Raw genomic sequence first — 18,729 nt, 5'->3', positions numbered from 1 at the left:
TGCTTAAATCCGGTTGCACAGTCCCTGTTAGGTTTGGCGGGCGGTCATCCTCGACAATGGATGCTTAGGTCGTATAGACGAGCCCGGCGGAACTTTTCTCCAGCAAGGTGGCCCTGCCGAGAAGCCATGACCAAGCCCTCGCGATACGACCGGATCGCCTTCGTCGCCAGCCCGAGTAACGAGGCGCAGGTCGCCTTCGGCCAGCTCACCAGGGACTATGGCAATTGCGACCCCAAGGAGGCCGACGTCGTCGTCGCACTCGGCGGCGATGGCTTGATGCTCCAGACGCTGCACCAGCACATGCACACGGGGAAGCCGATCTACGGCATGCACCGCGGCACCGTCGGCTTCCTGATGAACGAGTATTCGACGCACGATCTGCGCGCGCGGCTCGAGGCGGCCCATGAATCCGAGATCAATCCGCTGCTGATGCGCGCGACCGATGTCAATGACCACGTCCATCTGCACCACGCCATCAACGAGGTCGCCCTGTTCCGACAGACCTACCAGGCGGCGCGGCTGCGTATCCTGATCGACGAGCGCGAGCGCATGTCCGAGCTGATTGCGGATGGCATCATGGTGGCGACGCCGGCCGGCTCGACCGCCTACAATCTCTCCGCTCAGGGACCGATCCTGCCGATCAACGCCGCGTTGCTGGCGCTGACACCCATCAGCGCCTTCCGCCCGCGCCGCTGGCGCGGTGCGCTGCTGCCCAACACGGCCTATGTCGTGATCGAGGTGCTGGAGGGCGACAAGCGGCCGGTGGCAGCCGTCGCCGACCACGACGAGGTGCGCGACGTCCGCCGCGTCGAGGTGCTGTCCGACAGGACGATCGCGATGCGGATGCTGTTCGACCCCGGCCACAGCCTGGAAGAGCGCATCCTGCGCGAGCAGTTCGGCTATTGAGCCCGACAGCGCATCATTGCTCGCAAGGCTGAAGGCCGCTCGCCATGGCGGGATCACTGAGCAGGCCGAAATTACGACGGGGTGAAGCTCTTCGTCTCCGACGTCATCAGGTAGATCGTGACGGGCAGCGTGGCCTGCGGCGCCGCATTGGTGCGACAGAATTGCTTGGCTGCGACACCGCCCCCCATCGCCCCGTGCTTGCCTTGCTTCCCCTGCTCGACCATCGAGGCGCGCAACGCCTCGAAACGCGTGGCATCCTCTGGCAACCCTTCGTTAACCGCCAGCGCGATATGGTTAACGAAAGTTGACCGCTTTGGCCCAGGCGTCATGTTCCGCATCGATTTCAACAAGCTGCGCTTCCTCGTCTGCGACGACAATCCGCACATGCGCCGCATCCTGCGGACGCTGCTGCATTCCTTCGGCGCGCGCGAGGTCTATGAAGCCGAGGACGGCGCCACCGCGCTCGAAATGTACAGCCATTACGTGCCCGACATCGTCATCACCGATTGGGCAATGCCGATCTTCGACGGGCTCGAGCTCGCGCAGATGATCCGGCAGCCGGAATCCAAGGGCAACCCTTACGCGCCGATCATCATGCTGACGGGCCATTCCGAGAAGCGCCGCGTCACGGTCGCGCGCGATGCCGGTGTCACCGAATTCCTGGCCAAGCCGATCTCGGCCAAGGGACTCTATCAACGCATCCTCAACGTGGTCGCCAATCCCCGCCCCTTCATCAAGACCAAGACCTATTTCGGTCCGGACCGGCGCCGCAACACCAACTCCGCCTATATGGGTCCCGAGCGCCGCGTCGGCGAAAAGCACGAGGTGCTGCAGCAGCCCTCACTGCTCGACAAGGCCCGCTCCACCATCTAGCGCAACGTCCTTCAGGCGAGGCAGGTATCATGGCGAAGAACAGCGCAAAGGACATCGAGGTCAAGGCCTTCGCCACGCATCAAATCATCACGCAGCCCAACCCGCTGCGCAAGGTCCTGCGCCGCGTCGAAGCAAAGGACATGGACGATCCGGTCGGCCGCGCCGAGCAGGCGCTCGCAAGCCTGGCCGGTGAGTTCAAGGACTGGATGGCGATCGAGGTCGAGAGACTGTCGGCCGCCTGGACTGCCGTGCAGAAGCATGGCTTCACCAAGGAACTGCGCTACGAGCTGTTTCACGCCGCACACGACATCAAGGGCGATGCGGCGACTTTCGGCTTTCCTTCGGCAGCGGGAATCGCCGAGAGCCTGTGCCGCGTCATCGAGCACGCGCCTGATCTGGAAAAGGTGCCGGCCGAGCTGTTCACGCACCACATCAACGCCATTCTCGCCATCGTGCACGAGAACACCAGGCTCGACAGGATCAGCGTCTCCGCCGAGCTCAGCCGCCGCCTGCGCAAGGTCGCCGACGACTATCTCACCCAGGTCAACCGCGACCGCCCCGAGCATCTCGAGGTGATCCTGGCCCCGACCATCGCGCCGGTGGATTGAAGCCTCTCTCCTCTCGTCATTGCGAGCGCAGCGAAGCAATCCGGACTGTCCCCGCGGCGGGATTCTGGATTGCTTCGCTGCGCTCGCAATGACGGAGTTTGCGGATCCGGCTACGCTGCAATCAGATCGTCGTATACCGGATCGATCGAATCATTCGCGACCAGCTCGTCGCAGAACAGCCGTGCCTCTTCGCGCGCGGATTCGGTGGCGAAGCGGCGCAGCAGGACCATCAGCGGCTCGGTGGCGCCCCGATCGGTCTCGCAATGGGTGAGCACGCGCTCGACCATGCGCCGGCGCAGCCGCACCGCGCCGTCGTCGCTATCGACGAAGCCCTGCTCGTGGCAGGCATCGAGCGCGATCTGGAATGCCGCAAACGTCGCCTCGGGAAGGCCGGCGCGGCGCAGCAGCGCGTGCAGGCTGTTGCCGCCCCGGTCGTGCAGCAGCGCGGTGACGCGTGCCAGCGGCAAGTCGGCAAGCTCGGCGAGAGCCGCATCGAACAAATCGAGATTGCTCGACAGCAGTGCGCGCAGGATCAGCCCCGCGGTCAGCTGGCCAGTGATGCGCAAATGCCGGACCAGGTCTTGCATGTCCTCGCCGCGCGAGCGCGCCGCGATGTTCATGGTGGAGCGGTCGCGTGCCTCGATCGTGATGCGGTCCGCGCGGTCGGCGCTCAGCCAGTTCCGCGCCACGACGAATTGCGCCAGCGTCTCCGAGAGCTTTGCCACCAGCGCGGCACGCGTTGCGGCCGGAAGATCCTCCAGCACCAGCATCGCCTCGCGGATTGCTGCGAGATGGCCGTGACGCTCGACGATGCGGTGCCAGGAGAACGGAGCTAGCTCCGCGTGGGGATTTTCGATCAGCTCCAGTGCGGCAGCCGCGCAGCCGACTTCGGCGATCGCGGCGCAGACCGATACCGGCAATGCGATGCGGCGGGCCACCGCACATTGCACCTCCTCGTTGCCGGTCGCGACGATATCGACGAGATCGGCGTCGATCAGCAGCGGCGAATGTTCGAGCACGGGCAGCGCGACGCTCGGCTGATCTGCCGACAAGGCCCGCACGATTGCGGCGGGCGCATCAAGGCTGCGGGCAAAGGCCTGGGCCATCGCCTGCCGCACCAGCGGCGAGGGATCATCGAGCAGCATCAGAAGCGCGCCTTCGGCGGCGATGCGGTCGTCTGCAGAAAGGTCCGAGATCAGCCAGGCCCGCGCCAACGCCCGCGTTGCCTCGGCCCGCTCGCCGGCGGGCGCCGTCCTGATCCAATGAATGAACTGCCGAACAATCATGCTGCTTCCGGCTTACACAACAAACGAAAATGGTGACGGCTCGTCACTTGCAACACAAAATAAACCACGACGCTTAACAAAGCGTTCACCATAACTGGCTGGTTTTATTGATGATTTGTTAAGGGAACAAAGGCGCCCGCGAGCCGTGCCCCTGGGACGCTGCGCAGCATGCAAGTAATGCGCTGCTGAGCCGGATGCCCAGAGTTCAGAGAGCGGAGCTTGTTGCGCGGGTCCCGGGTCTGCCAGCAGCGTTTCACGCTGCAGCGCGTCCGGGACACGAGCGCGGACACTAGCTCGAGAACGTACCGCTGCGATCGCTGAAGAGATCGAGCGGCTGCGGCGGCCGCACATCCGGCGTCACTGATGCGACTGACGTAAGAGAGGCATTGTTGCCCCACAATTTCTGCACCGTCGCCGAGACCGGCTGCGTGGCGTCGCCGGGCTGATAGATCGAACGAAACACCGGCGTGCTCGGGACGTTGTCCGCGACGGAGCTTGGCGAAGTCGCACTGACGGGCGTCACGGCGCGTGTGTTCGGGAAGGTCTGAAGATAGACGGCGTTGTCGATCACCGGTGCAGTCGGCTGCACGCCGTTCGCGCTCGCGACCTCAGTTGTCGACGGCGTGCCGCCATACATCGCCATCGCGCTGCGCGTGACTTTCGAATTCGCTGCACTGGCGTAACGTGCGTCGAGCACCGAGTAGACCTCGGAGACACTGCGGGCGCGGCCGTCCCTGGCGTAGAAGATCGAGCGGTTGGCGGCAGCCGCGTTGGGAAACAGCCGCGCGCCGACCGCTTGCGGATTGTCCTCGGCATTGGCGATCAGTTTTGCGGCCCCGCCGACGCCCATGAAATGCGCCATGTAGAGCTCGCTGTCGCTTGGCCTGCGGCCAAGCAGACCGGTGAGCTTGAAACTATTCGACTGCGTCAGCGCTGCCGCCATGGTGGATGCGGCCTCCGGGTCATCGCGCAGCTTCATGATCGACCGCTTCATGACGGGGTCGCTGACGGTATAGGTGCCCGACGATGTCTTGGTGATGGCGTCGGCGAAGCTGCCATAGCCGAGCTGGGCGCCCGCCTCCTTCACGGTGCCGAGCCAGGTCTGGTCGATGAACTGATAGAGCCCGTGCGCGGACGAGGTGGTGGCGCCTGCCGTCGGGTCGAAATCCGATTCCATCTTGGCGGTGGTCAGCATGTACTGGAAGCTGACGCCGGAGATATTCGAGGCCTGCTTGATCGCGCCGGCGACGCGCGCCCGCGACGGATCGAGTCCGGCCGCCTGCGTGGCACTGGAATTGTCGATCGACATGATGAAGTGCCCGCCCCGTGCGGCGTTGCGGCACCGGCAATTCGGCGCCCGTCGTCTCACCGTGGGACAGGTATGGTTAATGCGGGGTTAATTGGACGCGAATGGTCATTCCGGGGCGCACGAGACGGTGCGAACCCGGAATGACGGACGTCACTTCTTATAGACCGCGTCCGGATCGAACAGCCGCTCGGCGTCCGTGAAGACCAGCTTCGCTCCCCCGCCCTCGGCCTCGACCTTGCGGTAGAAGCACGACCGCCGCCCGGTGTGGCAGGCCGCGCCGATCTGCTCGACGCGGATCCAGACCGCATCCTGATCGCAATCGGTGCGCATCTCGATGACGCGCTGGGTCTGACCTGAGGTCTCACCTTTTCGCCACAAGGCATTGCGCGAGCGGCTGAAGTACCAGGCCTCGCCGGTCGCAATCGTCTTGCGCAGCGCCTCCTCGTTCATGTGCGCGACCATCAGCACGTCGCCGGTGGCGACGTCGGTCGCGACGCAGGTCACGAGGCCGCTGGCGTCGAACCTGGGCAGGAAGGCAAGACCTTCCTCGATCTCATGGGAGTGAACGGACACGGGACCCTCGCGCGAGCATGATCCGGAAAAGTGTGAAGCGGTATTCCGGAAAGATCATGCTCAAAAAATAAAGCCTCGCGAGGTCAGCGCGTCGTGCCTCGCACCAGGGACAGGAAACGGGCCTGTTCCGCCGGATTGTCGCGGAACATGCCAGTGAAGCGGCTGGTGAAGGTGGAGGCGCCATGCTTGGCGACGCCACGCACCGACATGCAGGTATGCTCGGCCTCGATCAGCACCGCAACGCCGCGGGGCTTGAGGATCTCGTCGATGGCCGCGGCGATCTGCGCGGTCAGGTGCTCCTGGGTCTGGAGCCTGCGGGCGAAGATGTCGGTCAGGCGGGCAAGCTTGGACAGGCCGACCACGCGTTCCACCGGCGTGTAGGCGATGTGCGCCTTGCCGTAGAACGGCATCATGTGATGCTCGCACTGCGAGGTGAACTCGATGTCGCGCACCAGCACGAAATCGTCATAGCCAGCGGTCTCGCCAAAGGTGCGGTCGAGCACCTCCGCCGGGCACTGGTGATAGCCCTGATAGAGTTCGTCGAAAGCCTCGACGACGCGGCGCGGCGTGTCGAGCAGGCCTTCGCGCTGGGGGTTCTCGCCGATATAGGCGAGCAGTGTCTTCACCGCCGCTTCCGCCTCGGCGCGCGCGGGGCGCGGCTGGTCGGCGCGGACGGCGGCTTCGAGGAATTCGGCAGGGTCAAGCTCGGCCGGGCGGCTCTCGGGCTGCCGGTCGGAGGGCTTGTTGGGGCGGATGGATTTGATTGCAGCGTCCATTTCGACTCCGTTCGACGGCCTTACGGCCGGAGTGTCACCGGCAGACGGGGCGGCCAAGCCGCCGGACGCCTGAAGAGAACAATTGAAGCCGGTGGAAAATATCCTCACCACTAACGTCGGCCGCGTGGGTCTGCCCCCCGCTGGACTATTTTTCCGCCGGTTCCGCCCCTATATAGGACCGTGGACGCCGCCCGCCAAGGCCGATCGGGTGCGGAAGTGCTGGACTCCATCACATGCTGAACGACATCTACAACAAGCGGATCATCGAACTGGCCGGGAATATTCCGCGCCTCGGACGGTTGTCGGACCCGGACGCCTCCGCAACCGCCCACTCGAAGCTGTGCGGCTCGACCGTGAAGGTCGATCTCAAGATGAGCGGGGACACCGTCACCGACTTCGCCCATGACGTGAAGGCGTGCGCCTTGGGCCAGGCCTCTTCATCCATCATGGCAAGTCACGTGGTCGGCTCGACTGCGAGCGAGCTCCGTGAGTTACGCGAAACCGTTCGTAAGATGCTGAAGGAGAATGGCGCGCCTCCTGAAGGCAAATGGGAAGAGATCAAGTTCCTCGAGCCGGTCCGCGACTACAAGGCGCGCCATGCCTCGACGCTTCTCACCTTCGATGCCGTGGTTGATGCCATCGGTCAGATCGAGGCGAAGATCGAGGCCAAGCCCAAGCAGCCGGCCGCAGCGCAGGGCTGAAACCCCTCTCCGTCATTCCGGGGCGATGCGCAGCATCGAACCCGGAATCCCGAGATTGCAGCGCGAGATTTCCGGGTTCGCGCTACGCGCGCCCCGGAATGACTGCCAGAACTTAAGAGCTTACTTCTGCGCCGCCGTAGCCGGCGCTGCCGCGCTGCCGGTCGGCACCAGGGCTTCCGCCGTCTTGGTCGACTTGGCAGGCTGCGCCTGCTGCGGTTCCGCGCCGAACCTGGCCTGCGTCTTCGGTGCAAGCTCCGCCATTGCCGGCGCTGAGATGTCCACATGCGGAAGCACATCCGCCACGAGATCGGTCGTGACCAGATTTGTGAGCTTGAGCTCGCCGGCATCGAGCTCGTGCAGGTCTTCCCAAGGCGGAACGCTGAGCGCAAGCGACAGCAAATCGCCGGCGCCGCCCATGTCGAAGGTGTATTTGGCGAGGCGGCCGATGTCGCGTTCCACGATCATCAGGTCCTGCGCGCTGTAGCTCGCCGCCTTGGCATCGTCGGCCCGGTCGCCCATCCAGATCTGATGGACGCGAACATGGGCGGCTTCCGGCACGTAACGCTTCTGGCCGGCCAGCAGCAGGAACACGCACATGGATTCGCAATAGGCTTCCGGCGCGACCGTCGGGCGAGCCGACTGCCCGCCGCGGAGGCTTACGCCGACCGTGGTCAAGAGCCCGAGATTGCGGAAGCGGCGGCCGAGCGTGATCGCGTCATTGACGGAACCGCCGCTGGAGTCGAGCACCACGGTCGCGCCGCCGAGCTGGCGTCCACGCGAAAACTCTTCGAATGCTTTTGGCGTATCGGCAGTGATGATGCCGACTGCACTGATCCAGCCGCGGCAGTTGGGCTCGCAGGCGACCCAGCTGAACTTCATCGGCAGCTTGCGCTCCTCGAGGGCAGCGCCAGCTCGAGCCGACGATCCGAATGTCGCGACGGCGCCAGCCAACGCGATTCCGCAGACGGCGGTTCCCACCAGCAACCAGCCGCGAAGATCAAGGGAGTTCAGAAGTCTCAATCTGGTTCCTTCCCCAAGCCCCAAAGGTCCCTAAACAATCCACGGTAGCGCCCTCTGAGTCTATCATACAGGCGTATGTTTCTACACATGGGCGTCACGAAAATGGTATCCGTGGGAATACAGATCGTCCACAGATACTTGCTGCACTGCTCCCAAAAAGCACGCAAAATATGGCGCGCAAACAACAGCTTACGGTTCCCTGCGCCGGAACCGTGCAACACCTCGATCAACGTCGCAGCAAAACGCACATGAAGCATTCAGCCTGCGAGCATTGTTCCGGTTCCATCGAAGGCGTGCTCCGGCTGCCGCGCAGATTCGGCCGCGCGCTGATCTGGCTGTATCGCCACACGCTGTCGCCCCTGGTCGGTTACAACTGCCGGCATTTGCCGACCTGCTCGGTCTATGGCGATGAGGCGATCGAACGGTTCGGGCTCTGGGCCGGCGGCTGGATGACGCTCGCGCGCCTGCTCCGCTGCAATCCGTTCGGCACATCCGGCATCGACAACGTGCCCCTCACCGCGCCGCACGGCGCACGCTGGTATCTGCCGTGGCGGTACGGCCGCTGGCGCGGGGTCAATGCATCCTGACGTTTGCGCGGTGCTTTGTGCATCGCTGCCCTGACCGGAACCGGAACTTTCTGCTCGCGTTGTTTTGATGCTCCCACGGGAGGAAACAACAATGCGCTGGAAAATCAGCCCTCATTTTCACTTCAAGCCTGGTCCGAATTTCAGTCACAGGGGACACGATCCCAGAACCATCGACCTGCTCGCCATCATCGCCCTGCTCGCGCTCGTCCTCGGCTCAGGCTGGTATCTGGCGAGGAGCCTTGCGACACAGCCAAGCGCGACGACGTTCATCGTGCCGAGCCAGAGCGTGCATTGGTAGCTCAGAGGTCCAGCACCAGCCGCTCGGCGTCCGAGCCCGCCACGCAAACCATGAGATAGCGCTCGCGCTCATAGGGCGAAAGGATGCGGTCGCGGTGCACCGGCTGGCCCTCGATCCATCCAACCTTGCAGGCGCCACAGATGCCGCCGCAGCAAGACGCCGCGACGTCGATGCCGCCCTCCTGCAATGCGGCGAGGATGGTCTGGCCGGCCCGCACGTGAATCTCGGCGCCCGAGCGCGCCAGTGACAGGGTGAACGGTTTGGCGTCGGGATCGATGACGGGTGACGGTGCGGTGAACCGCTCGATGTGGACACTCGCCGCGGGCCACGCTGCGGTCATCCGCTCGAAACTCTCGATCATGCTTTCCGGGCCGCAGCAGGCGACCACGGTCTCAGACCCGCCCTCTCCGACGAGCGCGGCGAGATCGGGACGCCCAGTCCGGGATGTCCGATGCACGATGACGCGCCCCTGTTCGACCAGCGAGCCGAGTTGCGCGGCGAGCGGAACCTCCTCACGCAGGATCAGATGCAGCGTGAACTCGGCTTGCTGTGTCCGTTCGAGATGCCTCGCCATGGACAAGAACGGCGTCACGCCGATGCCGCCGGCCAGGAACACATAACGCGCGATGTGAGCTTGCGGCTCGATGCCGCCGCGCGGCAACGACACGCCGATGACGTCGCCGATGCCGATTTCGTCATGCAGCGCCCGCGAACCGCCGCGTCCATCCGCTTCGCGCTTGACCGCTATGGCATAGCGCGTGTTTTCCGCGGGCTCGTTGCACAGCGAATAGGTGCGGACCAGCCCGTTCGGCAGATGCAGATCGATATGCGCACCGGGCTTGAACGGCGGCAATTCCCATCGATCAGGATCGGCCAGCGTGAACAGCTTGACGCCTGCCCCAACCTCCTCGATGCCGGTAACGACCGTCTTGACTGTCGTGATCGGGCGCGCGCTCATGCCGCATTCCGCACGATGTCGCCGACCCTGACGATGCCGCCTCGCAGGATCTTGCAGTTGAGGCCGGAGCGATTGATCAAGGGGTCGAAGATCGCCTTGCCAGTGATCTCCTCGATATGCCGGCACGGCACCGACAGGCGCGTCGCTTCCAGCAGGGTCTCGCCCAGCCAGAACCGGCGGCCGACGAGATGATTGAGGGGCACACCCTCCACCGTGACGTTACGCCGATGCTCCTCTGGGCCGAGCTCGATCCCCGCGTCGCGCTTCAGCGCGACCAGCGTCTCGAGTTCGAACAGCGTGACCTGCCGGCCTTCTTCCGGCTTGTGCGAGTAAAAACCCTCTTCTTTGCCGATCATGTAGCGGTCGCCCTCGATCCCCTTGCCGGCGACGAGGGTGAGGGTCTCGGCTGCACGCATCGGCAGGAACGCGCGCGGGGCAAGATGGAGGAAGCGCACCATGCCGGTCCAACCGAGCTGTGCTGCACCCTGCGCCGGACCGGCGCTCATTGTATCGAGCATGACAAATCCTTTGAGAAGGTGTGGCGCCGCCGGCAGCGGCGCCGCGGGGATCAGGTCAGTTCCTTGTTCGCCATCTCCGGCGCGAACGTGGTCGCGATCGCGGTGATGGCGGCGCAGGCGATCAGCAGCAGCGAGACCGGCCAGGTAGCTCCACCACTCCAGGCCATCAGAGAGGCTGCAATCAACGGCGTCAATCCGCCGCTCAGCGCCGCACCGACCTGGAACCCCAGAGAAGCGCCGCTGTAACGCAGACGCGCGGTGAACAGCTCGGAGTACCAGGGCGCGCCGATGCCGAACATGACCATCTGACCGAAGGTGATCGCGACCACGATGGTGCACACAACGATGGTCGGATCGCGGGTGTCGAGCAGCCAGAACAGAGGGAAGGCAAACAGCGCCGAGAACAGGCAGCTCGCATAGAACATAGTCTTGCGGCCGACGAGGTCGGACAGCCAGCCGAACAGCGGGATGGCAAGCAGCGCGACCAGCGACGCGGCGAACGCCCCGTTCAGCACCACCGCGCGCGGCAAGCCGAGATTGGCGGTGGCGTAGGACATCACGAACACGCCGCCAATGCTGGCATAGGCGATTTCAGAGATCTTCAGACCGACCGCGGTGAAGAATGGCCGCCGGTGATGCCTGAAGATCTCGAGCAGTGGCAGGCTTGCGACTTCCTTTTTGGCCTGGACCTGACGGAAGGCCGCTGTCTCTTCCATGTTGAGGCGGATATAAAGACCGACGCCGACTAGCAGGATCGAGATCAGGAAGGGGATGCGCCAGCCATAGGCCATGAAGTCGCTTTCTGGCAGGCTCGCCACCAGCGCGAACATGCCGATCGCGGCCAGATTGCCGATGGGATTGCCGACCTGCACCATGCTGCCGAGCAGGCCGCGGCGGTGCGTCGGGCAATTCTCCACCACCATCAGCACGGCGCCGCCCCATTCGCCGCCGAGGCCGATACCCTGGAGAAAGCGCAATCCGATCAGCAGCACCGGCGCTGCAATACCGATCTGCTGATAGGTCGGAAGCAAGCCAATCAAGAAGGTGCCGAGGCCCATCACCATGATCGTGATCGCGAGCATCGCCTTGCGGCCAACCCTGTCGCCGTAATGGCCAAAGATCGCAGCCCCAAGCGGCCGCGCCAGAAATCCGACGGCATAAGTGCCGAAGGCCGCGATGGTGGCGAGCGTGGCGTTACCGGCGGCGAAGAACACCTTGTTGAACACCAAGGCGGTCGCCGTGCCGTAAATGAGGAAGTCGTACCATTCGACCGCGGTGCCGATCACGCTCGACCACACGATCCGCCGCAAGCTCGCCGCCTCGTCCGGCGCTACGTTCACAGTTACGTCGTCTGCTACGGTCATCGATCTCTCCAAAAGGTACCGGCGCCTGGGAAAAGCAGTTGGCTCGGTCCGTGGCGCCCATCGGCGGTCACGACGGTAAAGATCGATCATGTTTACTAATAGAAATCAACGCAACGAAACGCGGCAAATGCCGACGATCGCGGCAAAGTCGACGAATTGCACTTATATTCGGCTAGTTTCCGCGATATGCCAGTTCATCTGCTCATATTATCTGCGCCTCTGCCTGAAATTTCCGCCCATACGTTTTCCTTTGGAATACACATGCCGCCGACCGGCGGGGCGCCTTGCCGGCCGCCGGGCTGGCAGTCCGGCGCCATCTGTTGCAAAAAGGCCTGAACTGTTCTGGAGATTCATGCGTGCTTGACATCAGCAAAGCCACGGCGGTCGGGGCCAACATCCGCGCGGCGCGGATCGCCAAGGGCCTGACGCTGGACCAGCTTGCGAAAAAGAGCGATCTCACGCGAGGCTACATTTCGCTGGTCGAGCGCAATCTCAAGATCCCCTCGCTTGCCGCTCTGCTTCGGATGGCCGCCGCCCTCGAGGTCAATGTCGCGAACTTCTTCGACCCGAACGCCGAGCCGGCGCCGCGCTACACGCTGTTCCGCCGCCAGGACGGCAATGTGCCGCTGTTCCAGGACACGTTTGGCGTGGTCCCGCTGGCGACCGGTCGCACCCGCAAGATGATGGAGCCATTTCTACTGAGCCCACCGCACAAGGCGGCGACGCGCGCCTCGCATGCGGGCGAGGAGCTGCTGTTCGTCATCAACGGCAAGATCGCGATCAAGCTCGACGGCGAAGAGCTCGTCCTCGGCAAGGGAGATTGCCTGTATTTTTCAGGCGAGACGCCGCATGAGGTCAGAAGCCTCGGCCGGCAGAAAGCCGAAGTGCTGGTCGTCGTAGCCCAGATCTCGTGAGGCCCGACCTCTGCAAAGAGCCTAACGGAACCAGAAAAAAAGTCCCTGTGACGGCGGGATCGACTCCGGCGGCCGCAGCCGCTTCGGGCGCGACGGCCTTGGCGCCGGCTCGGCGGCCGAAGTGGTCTCCGCCGCCGGCGCGCTCTCGGTGCCCGGCACCTTCACCGCCAGCAGCAAATTCGTTTCGTGCATCCGCCAGCGATAGCCCACGCCAAAATCGATCGGCTGGGCGCGCGTGAACAACTCGGCGTAGCGCTCCTGGTAGCGGCCGGGGAATTCGTCGATGGGGCCGAGATAGCGGCCGAACGGGAAGAACCGCCATTGCCGCGCATTGTAGTTCGCGAGCGGAATGCCGGAATCATCCTGGATGATGGTGGCACTGTTGGCGAGCAACCAGTCTCGCACGACGGTGAAATTGTCGGAATGCAGCAGATAGGACGCGCTCTTGAGCAAACTGTTGCCGGGGCCGAGCGTCTCGCAAAATTTCAGGAATCCGGTCGCGCGCGCACCGGAATTGGAAAGATCGGTCGAGAAATAATACAGCGTGCGCGTTTCGCCATCACTGCCCGCAAAGCTGATGCGGACGCCGCGGGTCGCGTTCGGCCCCGGATTGTCACCTCCCGCATGCATCCCGCCCTTGTTGTCGAGCGCGATCATCTCGACATTGCGGATGGTCTTGCCGGAGCGGGCGAGGAAGACATAGAGGATCGGCAAGGTGCCGTTGACCTGGTCGGCGTGCAGGTCGACCTTCATCTGCTTGGTGATGAAGAAAGAGAAGCTCAGGATCGAGCCGAGCGAGCGTTCGACATTGTAGAGCGCGGCGCCGACCGAACCGCGCGGCAGCCGCGTCAGATCGGGCACCGCACCGACCGGCTCGAGCGCTCCGAGCACGTAGGTGCTGGCCTTTGAATAGAAGGCATTGGCGTAGAGGAAATCCGGCCCGCTGAACATGTAGAACATGGTCGGCCGCGGCGCGGCGAGATTGACGTCGGCCCAACTGCGGATCTTCGAGAGCTGCCTCTGCTCGAGCTGAGCGAAGGCCCCGTCGAAGAATTTTGCGTGACGCTGCCAGCCTGGATCCTTCGTGAGCGGCACCAGCGGCGACTCCGCCGAAGGCTGCATGCCTGCAAGGAAGCGCGCGGTGTCGTCGAAAGTGACCTCTGCGGCATGCGTACACGACACGGCCGCAGCCAGGAGGGCGAAAGCAACGGCCGCAATTCTCAGGGGTCGGACCATGTCTATTCGGGATGTGGTGAAGCGACAGCGGCGACCGGCCGCCTGCGGAAGACAGCATAAATCAACAGGCCGGAGAGCATGACGAGCATCCCCGACAGCGACTGCACCGGCCGCTCGGTCAAGAGGTAGTACATCATGAACGCGGTCACGAGCAGGAAAACGAGCGGCGTGAACGGGTATCCCCAGGCGCGATAGGGCCGCGGCAGATCGGGATCGGTGATGCGCAGCTTGATGACGCCGGCGACCGTGAAGAACGAGCAGAACAACAGCGCGAACTGGATGAAGTCGAGCACCGCCTCGAAGCTGCGCGTGAACAGCAGCAGCGTCGCGACCGCGAGCTGGAACAGGATGGCATAGGCCGGCGCGCCGCTGACCGATCGCTTCGAGAAGACGCGCAAGGCGGGAATGTCCTCCCCCATCGTCATCATCACGCGCGGGCCGATCCACATCATGGCGCTGATCGAGGAGATCAGGCCGACGCAGATCATGGCTCCGACGATCCGGCCGCCGAGGCTGCCGAAGATCGCGCTGCCGGCGACACTGGCGACGTCGAGCTGGCCGGCAAGCGCACTGACCGGCGTGGAATAGAGAAACACCGCATTCAGTGCGACATACAACACGAGCACGATCAGCGTGCCCGCGAGCAGCGCGCGCGGCAGGCTCTGCTGCGGCGTGCTCATCTCGCCGATGATGTAGGTCGCGGCATTCCAGCCCGAGAACGAATACATCACGAAGACGAGGCCGATTGCGAAAGGCGCGCTGACGATGTGGGCGAGGTCGCCCGGCTGCGGCGTGAAGGCGATCGGCTGCGGCACGCCGATGACGAAGCCGGCGACCAGGAAGGCGACGATCAGCACGACCTTGAGGATGGTCGAGATCAGCTGGAAGGTCGAGGAGTGCCTGACGCCGGTCAGCTGCACGATCGAGACCAGCCACACCACGCCGATGGCGAGCGGGATCGGCGGCAGATCGGGCACGACCGATTTGGCATATTCGCCGAACGCCATCGCGGCGAGCGCGACGGGCGCTGCAAAGCCGACCGTCGCCGACACCCAGCCGGCGAGAAAGCCGAAAGCCGGATGATAGGTGCGGCCGAGGAGGTTGTACTCGCCGCTCGAGCGCGGAAACATCGCGCCCAGCTCGCTATAGGCGAACGCTCCGCACAGCGCGACGATGCCGCCGACTGTCCAGAGCAGCAAAATCGAGAAGCCGGACGGGATGTCCTTGACCTGGAAACCGAGGCTGGTGAAGACGCCGACCCCGATCATGTCGGCCACAACGATGGCGGTTGCGACCGGAACGGAGACCCCGGCCCCGCTCCCGGTCAGCCGGCTAGTCCAGGCTGCGGTTCCCGCATCTGAGGCCGTCATCGGGGTCCTTCATCTCAGGCATCTCGCCTCGTGGGCCCATCGTGCAGTTTGGCCCAGTCAATTCAAGCAGGGTTAACAAGGGTTAAATGAGGCAAACGTTAGCAGGTACCAAAACACCGACTAAGCACGCTTTGGGACGATGACGCTGGATTTGCCCGGAATTTCCCATTCCCCTTCCCCACAATCAGGACACGATTGCGTGGTCCTTTTTGAGCGTTCCGGATGTGGGGAAGTTTCTCCGGACGCTTAACGTCGCCTAAACGCCAGTCGGCGCAATTGTCATAAAGTATGCCGACGGACTGATGTCGTGGCTTGGGGTCATGGGTGGATGTTCGGGGCCGTTCCGACATTAGGGGCTGACTTTCGTGCCGATCGGATGCGGTCCGGTCGGCACGGTCGTGCGCTCCGGGTCGGTCTGATCTCAGGCTTGGTGCCGTTGTCGCTGGCGCTGGTTCAATGCGGCAAGGCGCCCGATCCCGCTGCGCTGGCGGCGAACTCGCAGGCGAATGTCCAGGTCGTCGCCAAGACCAACTCGCAAACTTCGCGCGTGGCAAGCGGCGACACGTTCGAGGACCGCTTTCCGGCCCCGCAGTTTGGGGAGCGCTTTCCCTCGGCAAGTGAGAGCTTCCTGCAACGGCAGATGTCGGACTTCTCGCCCAAGCGCGCTGTCCAGCAACAACCGCGGGAGCAATCACCCTACAAGGTGGCGTCGCTCGAGCCGCAAGTCCCCTACAAGCGCCCCGGCCGCGAGGACCTGACGACGCTGGTCAGCATGAAGTCGTCAGCCTTTCCCTATTTTGGCAACAACCCCGCCTCCGACGCGCCCTTCCTCAACATCTCCAAGGGCGACCGTCGCGGTCATCGCAGCTATTCCGGACGCGTCTACTGGCAGGACGAGACCTATAGTGACAGCCGCGTGCTGGTGCACGTGCCCGAGCATTTCGACGTGCGCAAGCCGGGCGTGATCGTGGTGTTCTTCCACGGCAATGGCGCGACGCTCGAGCGCGACGTGCGCGACCGCCAGTTGGTGCCCAAGCAGATCACCGATTCCGGGGCCAATGCCGTGCTCCTTGCGCCGCAAATGGCCGTCGATGCCGCCGATTCCAGCGCCGGCAAGTTCTGGCAACCGGGCGGATTCAAGCGCTTCATGGCGGAATCGGCCGACCATCTCGCGCGCCTCACCGGCGATCCCAACAGCGCGCGCGCCTTCGCCAACATGCCGATCGTGATCGTCGGCTATAGCGGCGGCTTCCTGCCGACGGCCTGGAGCCTGGAGGTCGGCGGCATCAGCGACCGCGTCCGCGGCGTGGTGCTGCTCGACGCGGTCTACGGCGAAATGGACAAGTTCGCCTCCTGGATCGAGAGCCACCGTTCCGGCTTCTTCGTCAGCTCTTACACCCGCTACACGGCGCGGCGCGACCGCGAGCTGATGAGCATGCTCAGGCAGAAGGGCATCAGCGTCGCCGAGGACATGGATGGACCGCTACAGCCCGGCAGCGTGGTGTTCGCGGAGACTGGCGAGGGCATCACCCATCGCGACTATGTGACCCGCGCCTGGACGCGGGACCCGCTCAAGGACGTGCTTGTGAAGATGTCGGCGACGCCATCGCTCGCGCTCACGCGCGTCGCCGCCACCAATCCATCCGTATCGAGCCGCTAGGCCGATAGTGAGCCTAGCCTGATAAGTTGAATATTAGTTCTTGGGCAGCTTCGGAATGCTCTCGGCAAAGCCGTTGAAGCAGGCCAGCCGCTCGTCCTCTTCCTTGAAGAAGCGGCAATCGGCGTAGCCCTTGGCCTTCGCCGGCTTCGGCTTCGGGGCCGGCGGGATCACGGCGTCGTAGCAGTTGAGGCGATCCTTGGTGCCGTCGTCGATATCGAGGCAGGCCTGGAGCCGAACGGCGACCGATTGCGGCTTGCCCTTCGCTGCCGCGGCAGGCTTGGCCGCGGCCTCCTTGGTCCCCTTGGGCTTGACCTGCACCAGCGGCTTGTCCCCCACCATCGGTGGCTTCTCGGTTTGCGCAAATGCGGAGACTGAATAAAGCACCGCGGCAACCGCCAAAATCATCCTCATCTCGGTCAACTCTCTTTGATCCCCATGAACGGCCTTCTAGCGCTCCCGCGCGCCGTTTGCCAAGCGCCTTGCGTAGACGAAACGCGGCGTTCAGGCGGTTGCGGCAGCCGCCGGCCGGGGCCGGGTCAGCACCACCAGCATCAGTGCCAGCACGACGAAGCCGACCGCGACGAAGCCGAGCGCATGCAGGAGCTCGTGGGCAAACAGCAGCCCGCCGACGGCAGAGCCCACCGCCTGGCCGATATAAAGGACCGAGGTATTGAGCGCGACGGTCGCCGAGGCCAGCGGCGGCGCGGCCGCGACCAGCCGCACCTGTTGCATCGAATTGGTCGAGGCGAAGCCAAGGCCCCAAATCGCGACCCCGCCCGCCATCAAGACGAGCGAGCCGGCGCCGAGCGTCCAGCCGGTCATCCCGGCAAGCAACAGGCAGGTGAACAGCAGCGAGGTGCGATAGGGCCCCGAAGTGTCGACGATGCGGGTTGCGACGACAACGCCGAGGAAGCCGCAGACGCCATAAAGCGCAAACACCATGCCGATCGCATCGGGACCGGCGCCGGTGAGCTTGTTGAGCAGCGGGCCCATGTAGGTGAACACGACGAATTGTCCCGACATTTGCAGCATCGTGATCGCAAGCAGCAGCAGGATCGTCCTGCTCCGGCCGACGGCGGCCCACGTCTTCAGATCCACTGGTGCGCCCTTCAGGCCCGCCGGCAGACGCAGCAACAGCAGCAGGAAGCTGATACAGCCGAGCGCGCCGATGCCGCCATAGGCCGCGCGCCAGCCATAGCGACTGGCGATGAAAGTGATCAGCGGCAGGCCGATGGCGGCTGCCAACGACCAGCCGAGGAAAATGTACGCAATGGTGCTACCGCGTCGCTCCGCCGGCACGATCAGCGCTGCCGTGCCGGCGGCCTGCGGCGTATAGAGCGCGCCGACCGCGAGCATCACGAGACGAATGATCAGGAGGCTGACGTAGTCGGGTGCGAAGGCCGAGGCGAGATTGCCGGCGGCGAGCACCGCCAGCGTCGTCGCAAGCAGCGTTCGCCGTTCGATACGGCTGGTGAGCCAGGCCGTCAGCGGCGAGCCGATGCACAGGGTGACGGCACCGAAGGTGATCAGGAGGCCGGCCGCATGGATGCTGACGTCGAGCCCCGTCGCCAATTCCGGCAGCATACCCGCCGGCGCCAAAACCGAGCAGCCGGTGACGAGATTGCCGAGCATCAGGGCGGTGGGGGCGAAACGGCCAGCGGCTGGGGCATTTTCCATGCAATCGCATGTAGCGGCGGCATGTGACGAGTTAAAGGGCTCGGCACCAAATAGTTGGCCCACCACCCCGGCTTTTGCGCGCCACTTTCTTGGAA

General features: G+C 64.2%; 21 protein-coding genes. 8 read left to right on the top strand and 13 right to left on the bottom strand.

Annotation, left to right across the window (positions count from 1 at the left end; translation table 11 throughout):
- The first annotated feature begins 126 nt into the window (after positions 1-126).
- A complete protein-coding gene (locus tag BRAD3257_RS16085) occupies positions 127-906 on the top strand; it encodes an NAD kinase (RefSeq protein ID WP_122402638.1) in 780 nt (259 codons plus the stop codon).
- A gap of 71 nt (positions 907-977) precedes the next feature.
- Here the strand turns inward: BRAD3257_RS16085 and BRAD3257_RS16080 are convergent, their stop codons facing one another.
- Positions 978-1,256 (bottom strand): hypothetical protein, encoded by a 279-nt coding sequence (locus BRAD3257_RS16080; RefSeq protein ID WP_244607966.1) that lies wholly within the window; start codon positions 1,254-1,256, stop codon positions 978-980.
- Here BRAD3257_RS16080 and BRAD3257_RS16075 point away from each other — a divergent pair.
- Together BRAD3257_RS16075 and BRAD3257_RS16070 are read left to right on the top strand one after the other, a co-directional pair.
- On the top strand, positions 1,234-1,779 hold the full coding sequence (locus BRAD3257_RS16075; RefSeq protein ID WP_011088265.1) for a response regulator: 546 nt from the start codon (positions 1,234-1,236) through the stop codon (positions 1,777-1,779). The genes BRAD3257_RS16080 and BRAD3257_RS16075 overlap by 23 nt on opposite strands.
- A gap of 29 nt (positions 1,780-1,808) precedes the next feature.
- The gene (locus tag BRAD3257_RS16070; protein WP_122402637.1) at positions 1,809-2,387 is read left to right on the top strand and encodes an Hpt domain-containing protein; all 579 of its coding nucleotides are present in this window, start codon (positions 1,809-1,811) and stop codon (positions 2,385-2,387) included.
- Between the two features lie 110 nt (positions 2,388-2,497).
- Here BRAD3257_RS16070 and BRAD3257_RS16065 read toward each other — a convergent pair whose 3' ends face one another.
- From BRAD3257_RS16065 to folE, 4 genes are all read right to left on the bottom strand, one after another.
- On the bottom strand, positions 2,498-3,673 hold the full coding sequence (locus tag BRAD3257_RS16065; protein ID WP_122402636.1) for a DUF2336 domain-containing protein: 1,176 nt from the start codon (positions 3,671-3,673) through the stop codon (positions 2,498-2,500).
- A gap of 289 nt (positions 3,674-3,962) precedes the next feature.
- Positions 3,963-4,982, bottom strand: coding sequence for a lytic transglycosylase domain-containing protein (locus BRAD3257_RS16060; protein ID WP_162500226.1), 1,020 nt, complete (start codon positions 4,980-4,982; stop codon positions 3,963-3,965).
- A gap of 150 nt (positions 4,983-5,132) precedes the next feature.
- Entirely contained in the window at positions 5,133-5,555 is a 423-nt protein-coding gene (gene hisI, locus BRAD3257_RS16055) for a phosphoribosyl-AMP cyclohydrolase (protein WP_122402634.1), read from the bottom strand.
- 83 nt (positions 5,556-5,638) lie between these two features.
- Positions 5,639-6,331, bottom strand: coding sequence for a GTP cyclohydrolase I FolE (folE, locus tag BRAD3257_RS16050; RefSeq protein WP_122402633.1), 693 nt, complete (start codon positions 6,329-6,331; stop codon positions 5,639-5,641).
- A gap of 233 nt (positions 6,332-6,564) precedes the next feature.
- Here folE and BRAD3257_RS16045 point away from each other — a divergent pair, with 233 nt between their 5' ends.
- Entirely contained in the window at positions 6,565-7,032 is a 468-nt protein-coding gene (locus tag BRAD3257_RS16045; RefSeq protein WP_122402632.1) for an iron-sulfur cluster assembly scaffold protein, read from the top strand.
- Positions 7,033-7,152: 120 nt separating this feature from the next.
- Here the strand turns inward: BRAD3257_RS16045 and BRAD3257_RS16040 are convergent, their stop codons facing one another.
- The gene (locus BRAD3257_RS16040) at positions 7,153-8,052 is read right to left on the bottom strand and encodes a COG3904 family protein (RefSeq protein ID WP_162500225.1); all 900 of its coding nucleotides are present in this window, start codon (positions 8,050-8,052) and stop codon (positions 7,153-7,155) included.
- Positions 8,053-8,300: 248 nt separating this feature from the next.
- Here BRAD3257_RS16040 and yidD point away from each other — a divergent pair, with 248 nt between their 5' ends.
- Together yidD and BRAD3257_RS16030 are read left to right on the top strand one after the other, a co-directional pair.
- Complete coding sequence (gene yidD / locus BRAD3257_RS16035; RefSeq protein ID WP_122402631.1) at positions 8,301-8,639, top strand: membrane protein insertion efficiency factor YidD; 339 nt, start codon at positions 8,301-8,303, stop codon at positions 8,637-8,639.
- Between the two features lie 91 nt (positions 8,640-8,730).
- Positions 8,731-8,937, top strand: coding sequence for a hypothetical protein (locus tag BRAD3257_RS16030; protein ID WP_122402630.1), 207 nt, complete (start codon positions 8,731-8,733; stop codon positions 8,935-8,937).
- Between the two features lies 1 nt (position 8,938).
- On the opposite strand, the gene BRAD3257_RS16025 is transcribed toward BRAD3257_RS16030, so the two are convergent.
- From BRAD3257_RS16025 to BRAD3257_RS16015, 3 genes are read right to left on the bottom strand one after another with little or no spacing between them, the layout of a single operon-like run.
- The gene (locus BRAD3257_RS16025) at positions 8,939-9,895 is read right to left on the bottom strand and encodes a PDR/VanB family oxidoreductase (RefSeq protein WP_122402629.1); all 957 of its coding nucleotides are present in this window, start codon (positions 9,893-9,895) and stop codon (positions 8,939-8,941) included.
- A complete protein-coding gene (locus BRAD3257_RS16020; RefSeq protein ID WP_122402628.1) occupies positions 9,892-10,413 on the bottom strand; it encodes an MOSC domain-containing protein in 522 nt (173 codons plus the stop codon). The genes BRAD3257_RS16025 and BRAD3257_RS16020 overlap by 4 nt, the downstream gene beginning before the upstream one ends.
- Before the next feature lie 50 nt (positions 10,414-10,463).
- Positions 10,464-11,777, bottom strand: a complete 1,314-nt coding sequence (locus BRAD3257_RS16015) for an MFS transporter (RefSeq protein WP_122402627.1) — start codon at positions 11,775-11,777, stop codon at positions 10,464-10,466.
- Between the two features lie 356 nt (positions 11,778-12,133).
- On the opposite strand from BRAD3257_RS16015, the gene BRAD3257_RS16010 reads away from it, so the two are divergent.
- A complete protein-coding gene (locus BRAD3257_RS16010; RefSeq protein ID WP_122402626.1) occupies positions 12,134-12,691 on the top strand; it encodes a helix-turn-helix domain-containing protein in 558 nt (185 codons plus the stop codon).
- 21 nt (positions 12,692-12,712) lie between these two features.
- Here the strand turns inward: BRAD3257_RS16010 and BRAD3257_RS16005 are convergent, their stop codons facing one another.
- Positions 12,713-13,927 carry a hypothetical protein gene (locus tag BRAD3257_RS16005; protein WP_122402625.1) on the bottom strand — a complete coding sequence of 405 codons (1,215 nt, stop codon included), beginning with the start codon at positions 13,925-13,927 and terminating at the stop codon, positions 12,713-12,715.
- Positions 13,928-13,929: 2 nt separating this feature from the next.
- Positions 13,930-15,297, bottom strand: a complete 1,368-nt coding sequence (locus BRAD3257_RS16000; protein ID WP_122402624.1) for an APC family permease — start codon at positions 15,295-15,297, stop codon at positions 13,930-13,932.
- 328 nt (positions 15,298-15,625) lie between these two features.
- Between BRAD3257_RS16000 and BRAD3257_RS15995 the strand changes: the two genes are divergently transcribed.
- Positions 15,626-16,957, top strand: coding sequence for an alpha/beta hydrolase (locus tag BRAD3257_RS15995; RefSeq protein WP_122402623.1), 1,332 nt, complete (start codon positions 15,626-15,628; stop codon positions 16,955-16,957).
- 33 nt (positions 16,958-16,990) lie between these two features.
- On the opposite strand, the gene BRAD3257_RS15990 is transcribed toward BRAD3257_RS15995, so the two are convergent.
- Both BRAD3257_RS15990 and BRAD3257_RS15985 read right to left on the bottom strand, forming a co-directional pair.
- A complete protein-coding gene (locus BRAD3257_RS15990; protein ID WP_122406590.1) occupies positions 16,991-17,368 on the bottom strand; it encodes a hypothetical protein in 378 nt (125 codons plus the stop codon).
- 90 nt (positions 17,369-17,458) lie between these two features.
- On the bottom strand, positions 17,459-18,634 hold the full coding sequence (locus BRAD3257_RS15985; RefSeq protein WP_122402622.1) for an MFS transporter: 1,176 nt from the start codon (positions 18,632-18,634) through the stop codon (positions 17,459-17,461).
- Between the last annotated feature and the right edge of the window lie 95 nt (positions 18,635-18,729).

Origin of the sequence: Bradyrhizobium vignae (genome assembly GCF_900324035.1) — a bacterium.
GTDB classification, from domain to species: domain Bacteria; phylum Pseudomonadota; class Alphaproteobacteria; order Rhizobiales; family Xanthobacteraceae; genus Bradyrhizobium; species Bradyrhizobium vignae.
Note: the sequence above shows the minus strand (reverse complement) of the source record. Positions and strands in the feature narration are given on the sequence as shown.

Excerpts from the sequence above, each read along its gene's own strand:
- BRAD3257_RS16065 (WP_122402636.1), bottom strand. The coding sequence starts at position 3,673 with ATGATTGTTCGGCAGTTCATTCATTGGATCAGGACGGCGCCCGCCGGC.
- BRAD3257_RS16085 (WP_122402638.1), top strand. The coding sequence starts at position 127 with ATGACCAAGCCCTCGCGATACGACCGGATCGCCTTCGTCGCCAGCCCG.
- BRAD3257_RS16025 (WP_122402629.1), bottom strand. The coding sequence starts at position 9,895 with ATGAGCGCGCGCCCGATCACGACAGTCAAGACGGTCGTTACCGGCATC.
- BRAD3257_RS15985 (WP_122402622.1), bottom strand. The coding sequence starts at position 18,634 with ATGGAAAATGCCCCAGCCGCTGGCCGTTTCGCCCCCACCGCCCTGATG.
- BRAD3257_RS16020 (WP_122402628.1), bottom strand. The coding sequence starts at position 10,413 with ATGCTCGATACAATGAGCGCCGGTCCGGCGCAGGGTGCAGCACAGCTC.
- BRAD3257_RS16005 (WP_122402625.1), bottom strand. The coding sequence starts at position 13,927 with ATGGTCCGACCCCTGAGAATTGCGGCCGTTGCTTTCGCCCTCCTGGCT.
- yidD (WP_122402631.1), top strand. The coding sequence starts at position 8,301 with ATGAAGCATTCAGCCTGCGAGCATTGTTCCGGTTCCATCGAAGGCGTG.
- BRAD3257_RS15995 (WP_122402623.1), top strand. The coding sequence starts at position 15,626 with ATGTTCGGGGCCGTTCCGACATTAGGGGCTGACTTTCGTGCCGATCGG.
- BRAD3257_RS16070 (WP_122402637.1), top strand. The coding sequence starts at position 1,809 with ATGGCGAAGAACAGCGCAAAGGACATCGAGGTCAAGGCCTTCGCCACG.
- BRAD3257_RS16075 (WP_011088265.1), top strand. The coding sequence starts at position 1,234 with ATGTTCCGCATCGATTTCAACAAGCTGCGCTTCCTCGTCTGCGACGAC.
- BRAD3257_RS15990 (WP_122406590.1), bottom strand. The coding sequence starts at position 17,368 with ATGAGGATGATTTTGGCGGTTGCCGCGGTGCTTTATTCAGTCTCCGCA.
- BRAD3257_RS16015 (WP_122402627.1), bottom strand. The coding sequence starts at position 11,777 with ATGACCGTAGCAGACGACGTAACTGTGAACGTAGCGCCGGACGAGGCG.
- folE (WP_122402633.1), bottom strand. The coding sequence starts at position 6,331 with ATGGACGCTGCAATCAAATCCATCCGCCCCAACAAGCCCTCCGACCGG.
- BRAD3257_RS16060 (WP_162500226.1), bottom strand. The coding sequence starts at position 4,982 with ATGTCGATCGACAATTCCAGTGCCACGCAGGCGGCCGGACTCGATCCG.
- BRAD3257_RS16045 (WP_122402632.1), top strand. The coding sequence starts at position 6,565 with ATGCTGAACGACATCTACAACAAGCGGATCATCGAACTGGCCGGGAAT.
- BRAD3257_RS16030 (WP_122402630.1), top strand. The coding sequence starts at position 8,731 with ATGCGCTGGAAAATCAGCCCTCATTTTCACTTCAAGCCTGGTCCGAAT.
- BRAD3257_RS16000 (WP_122402624.1), bottom strand. The coding sequence starts at position 15,297 with ATGACGGCCTCAGATGCGGGAACCGCAGCCTGGACTAGCCGGCTGACC.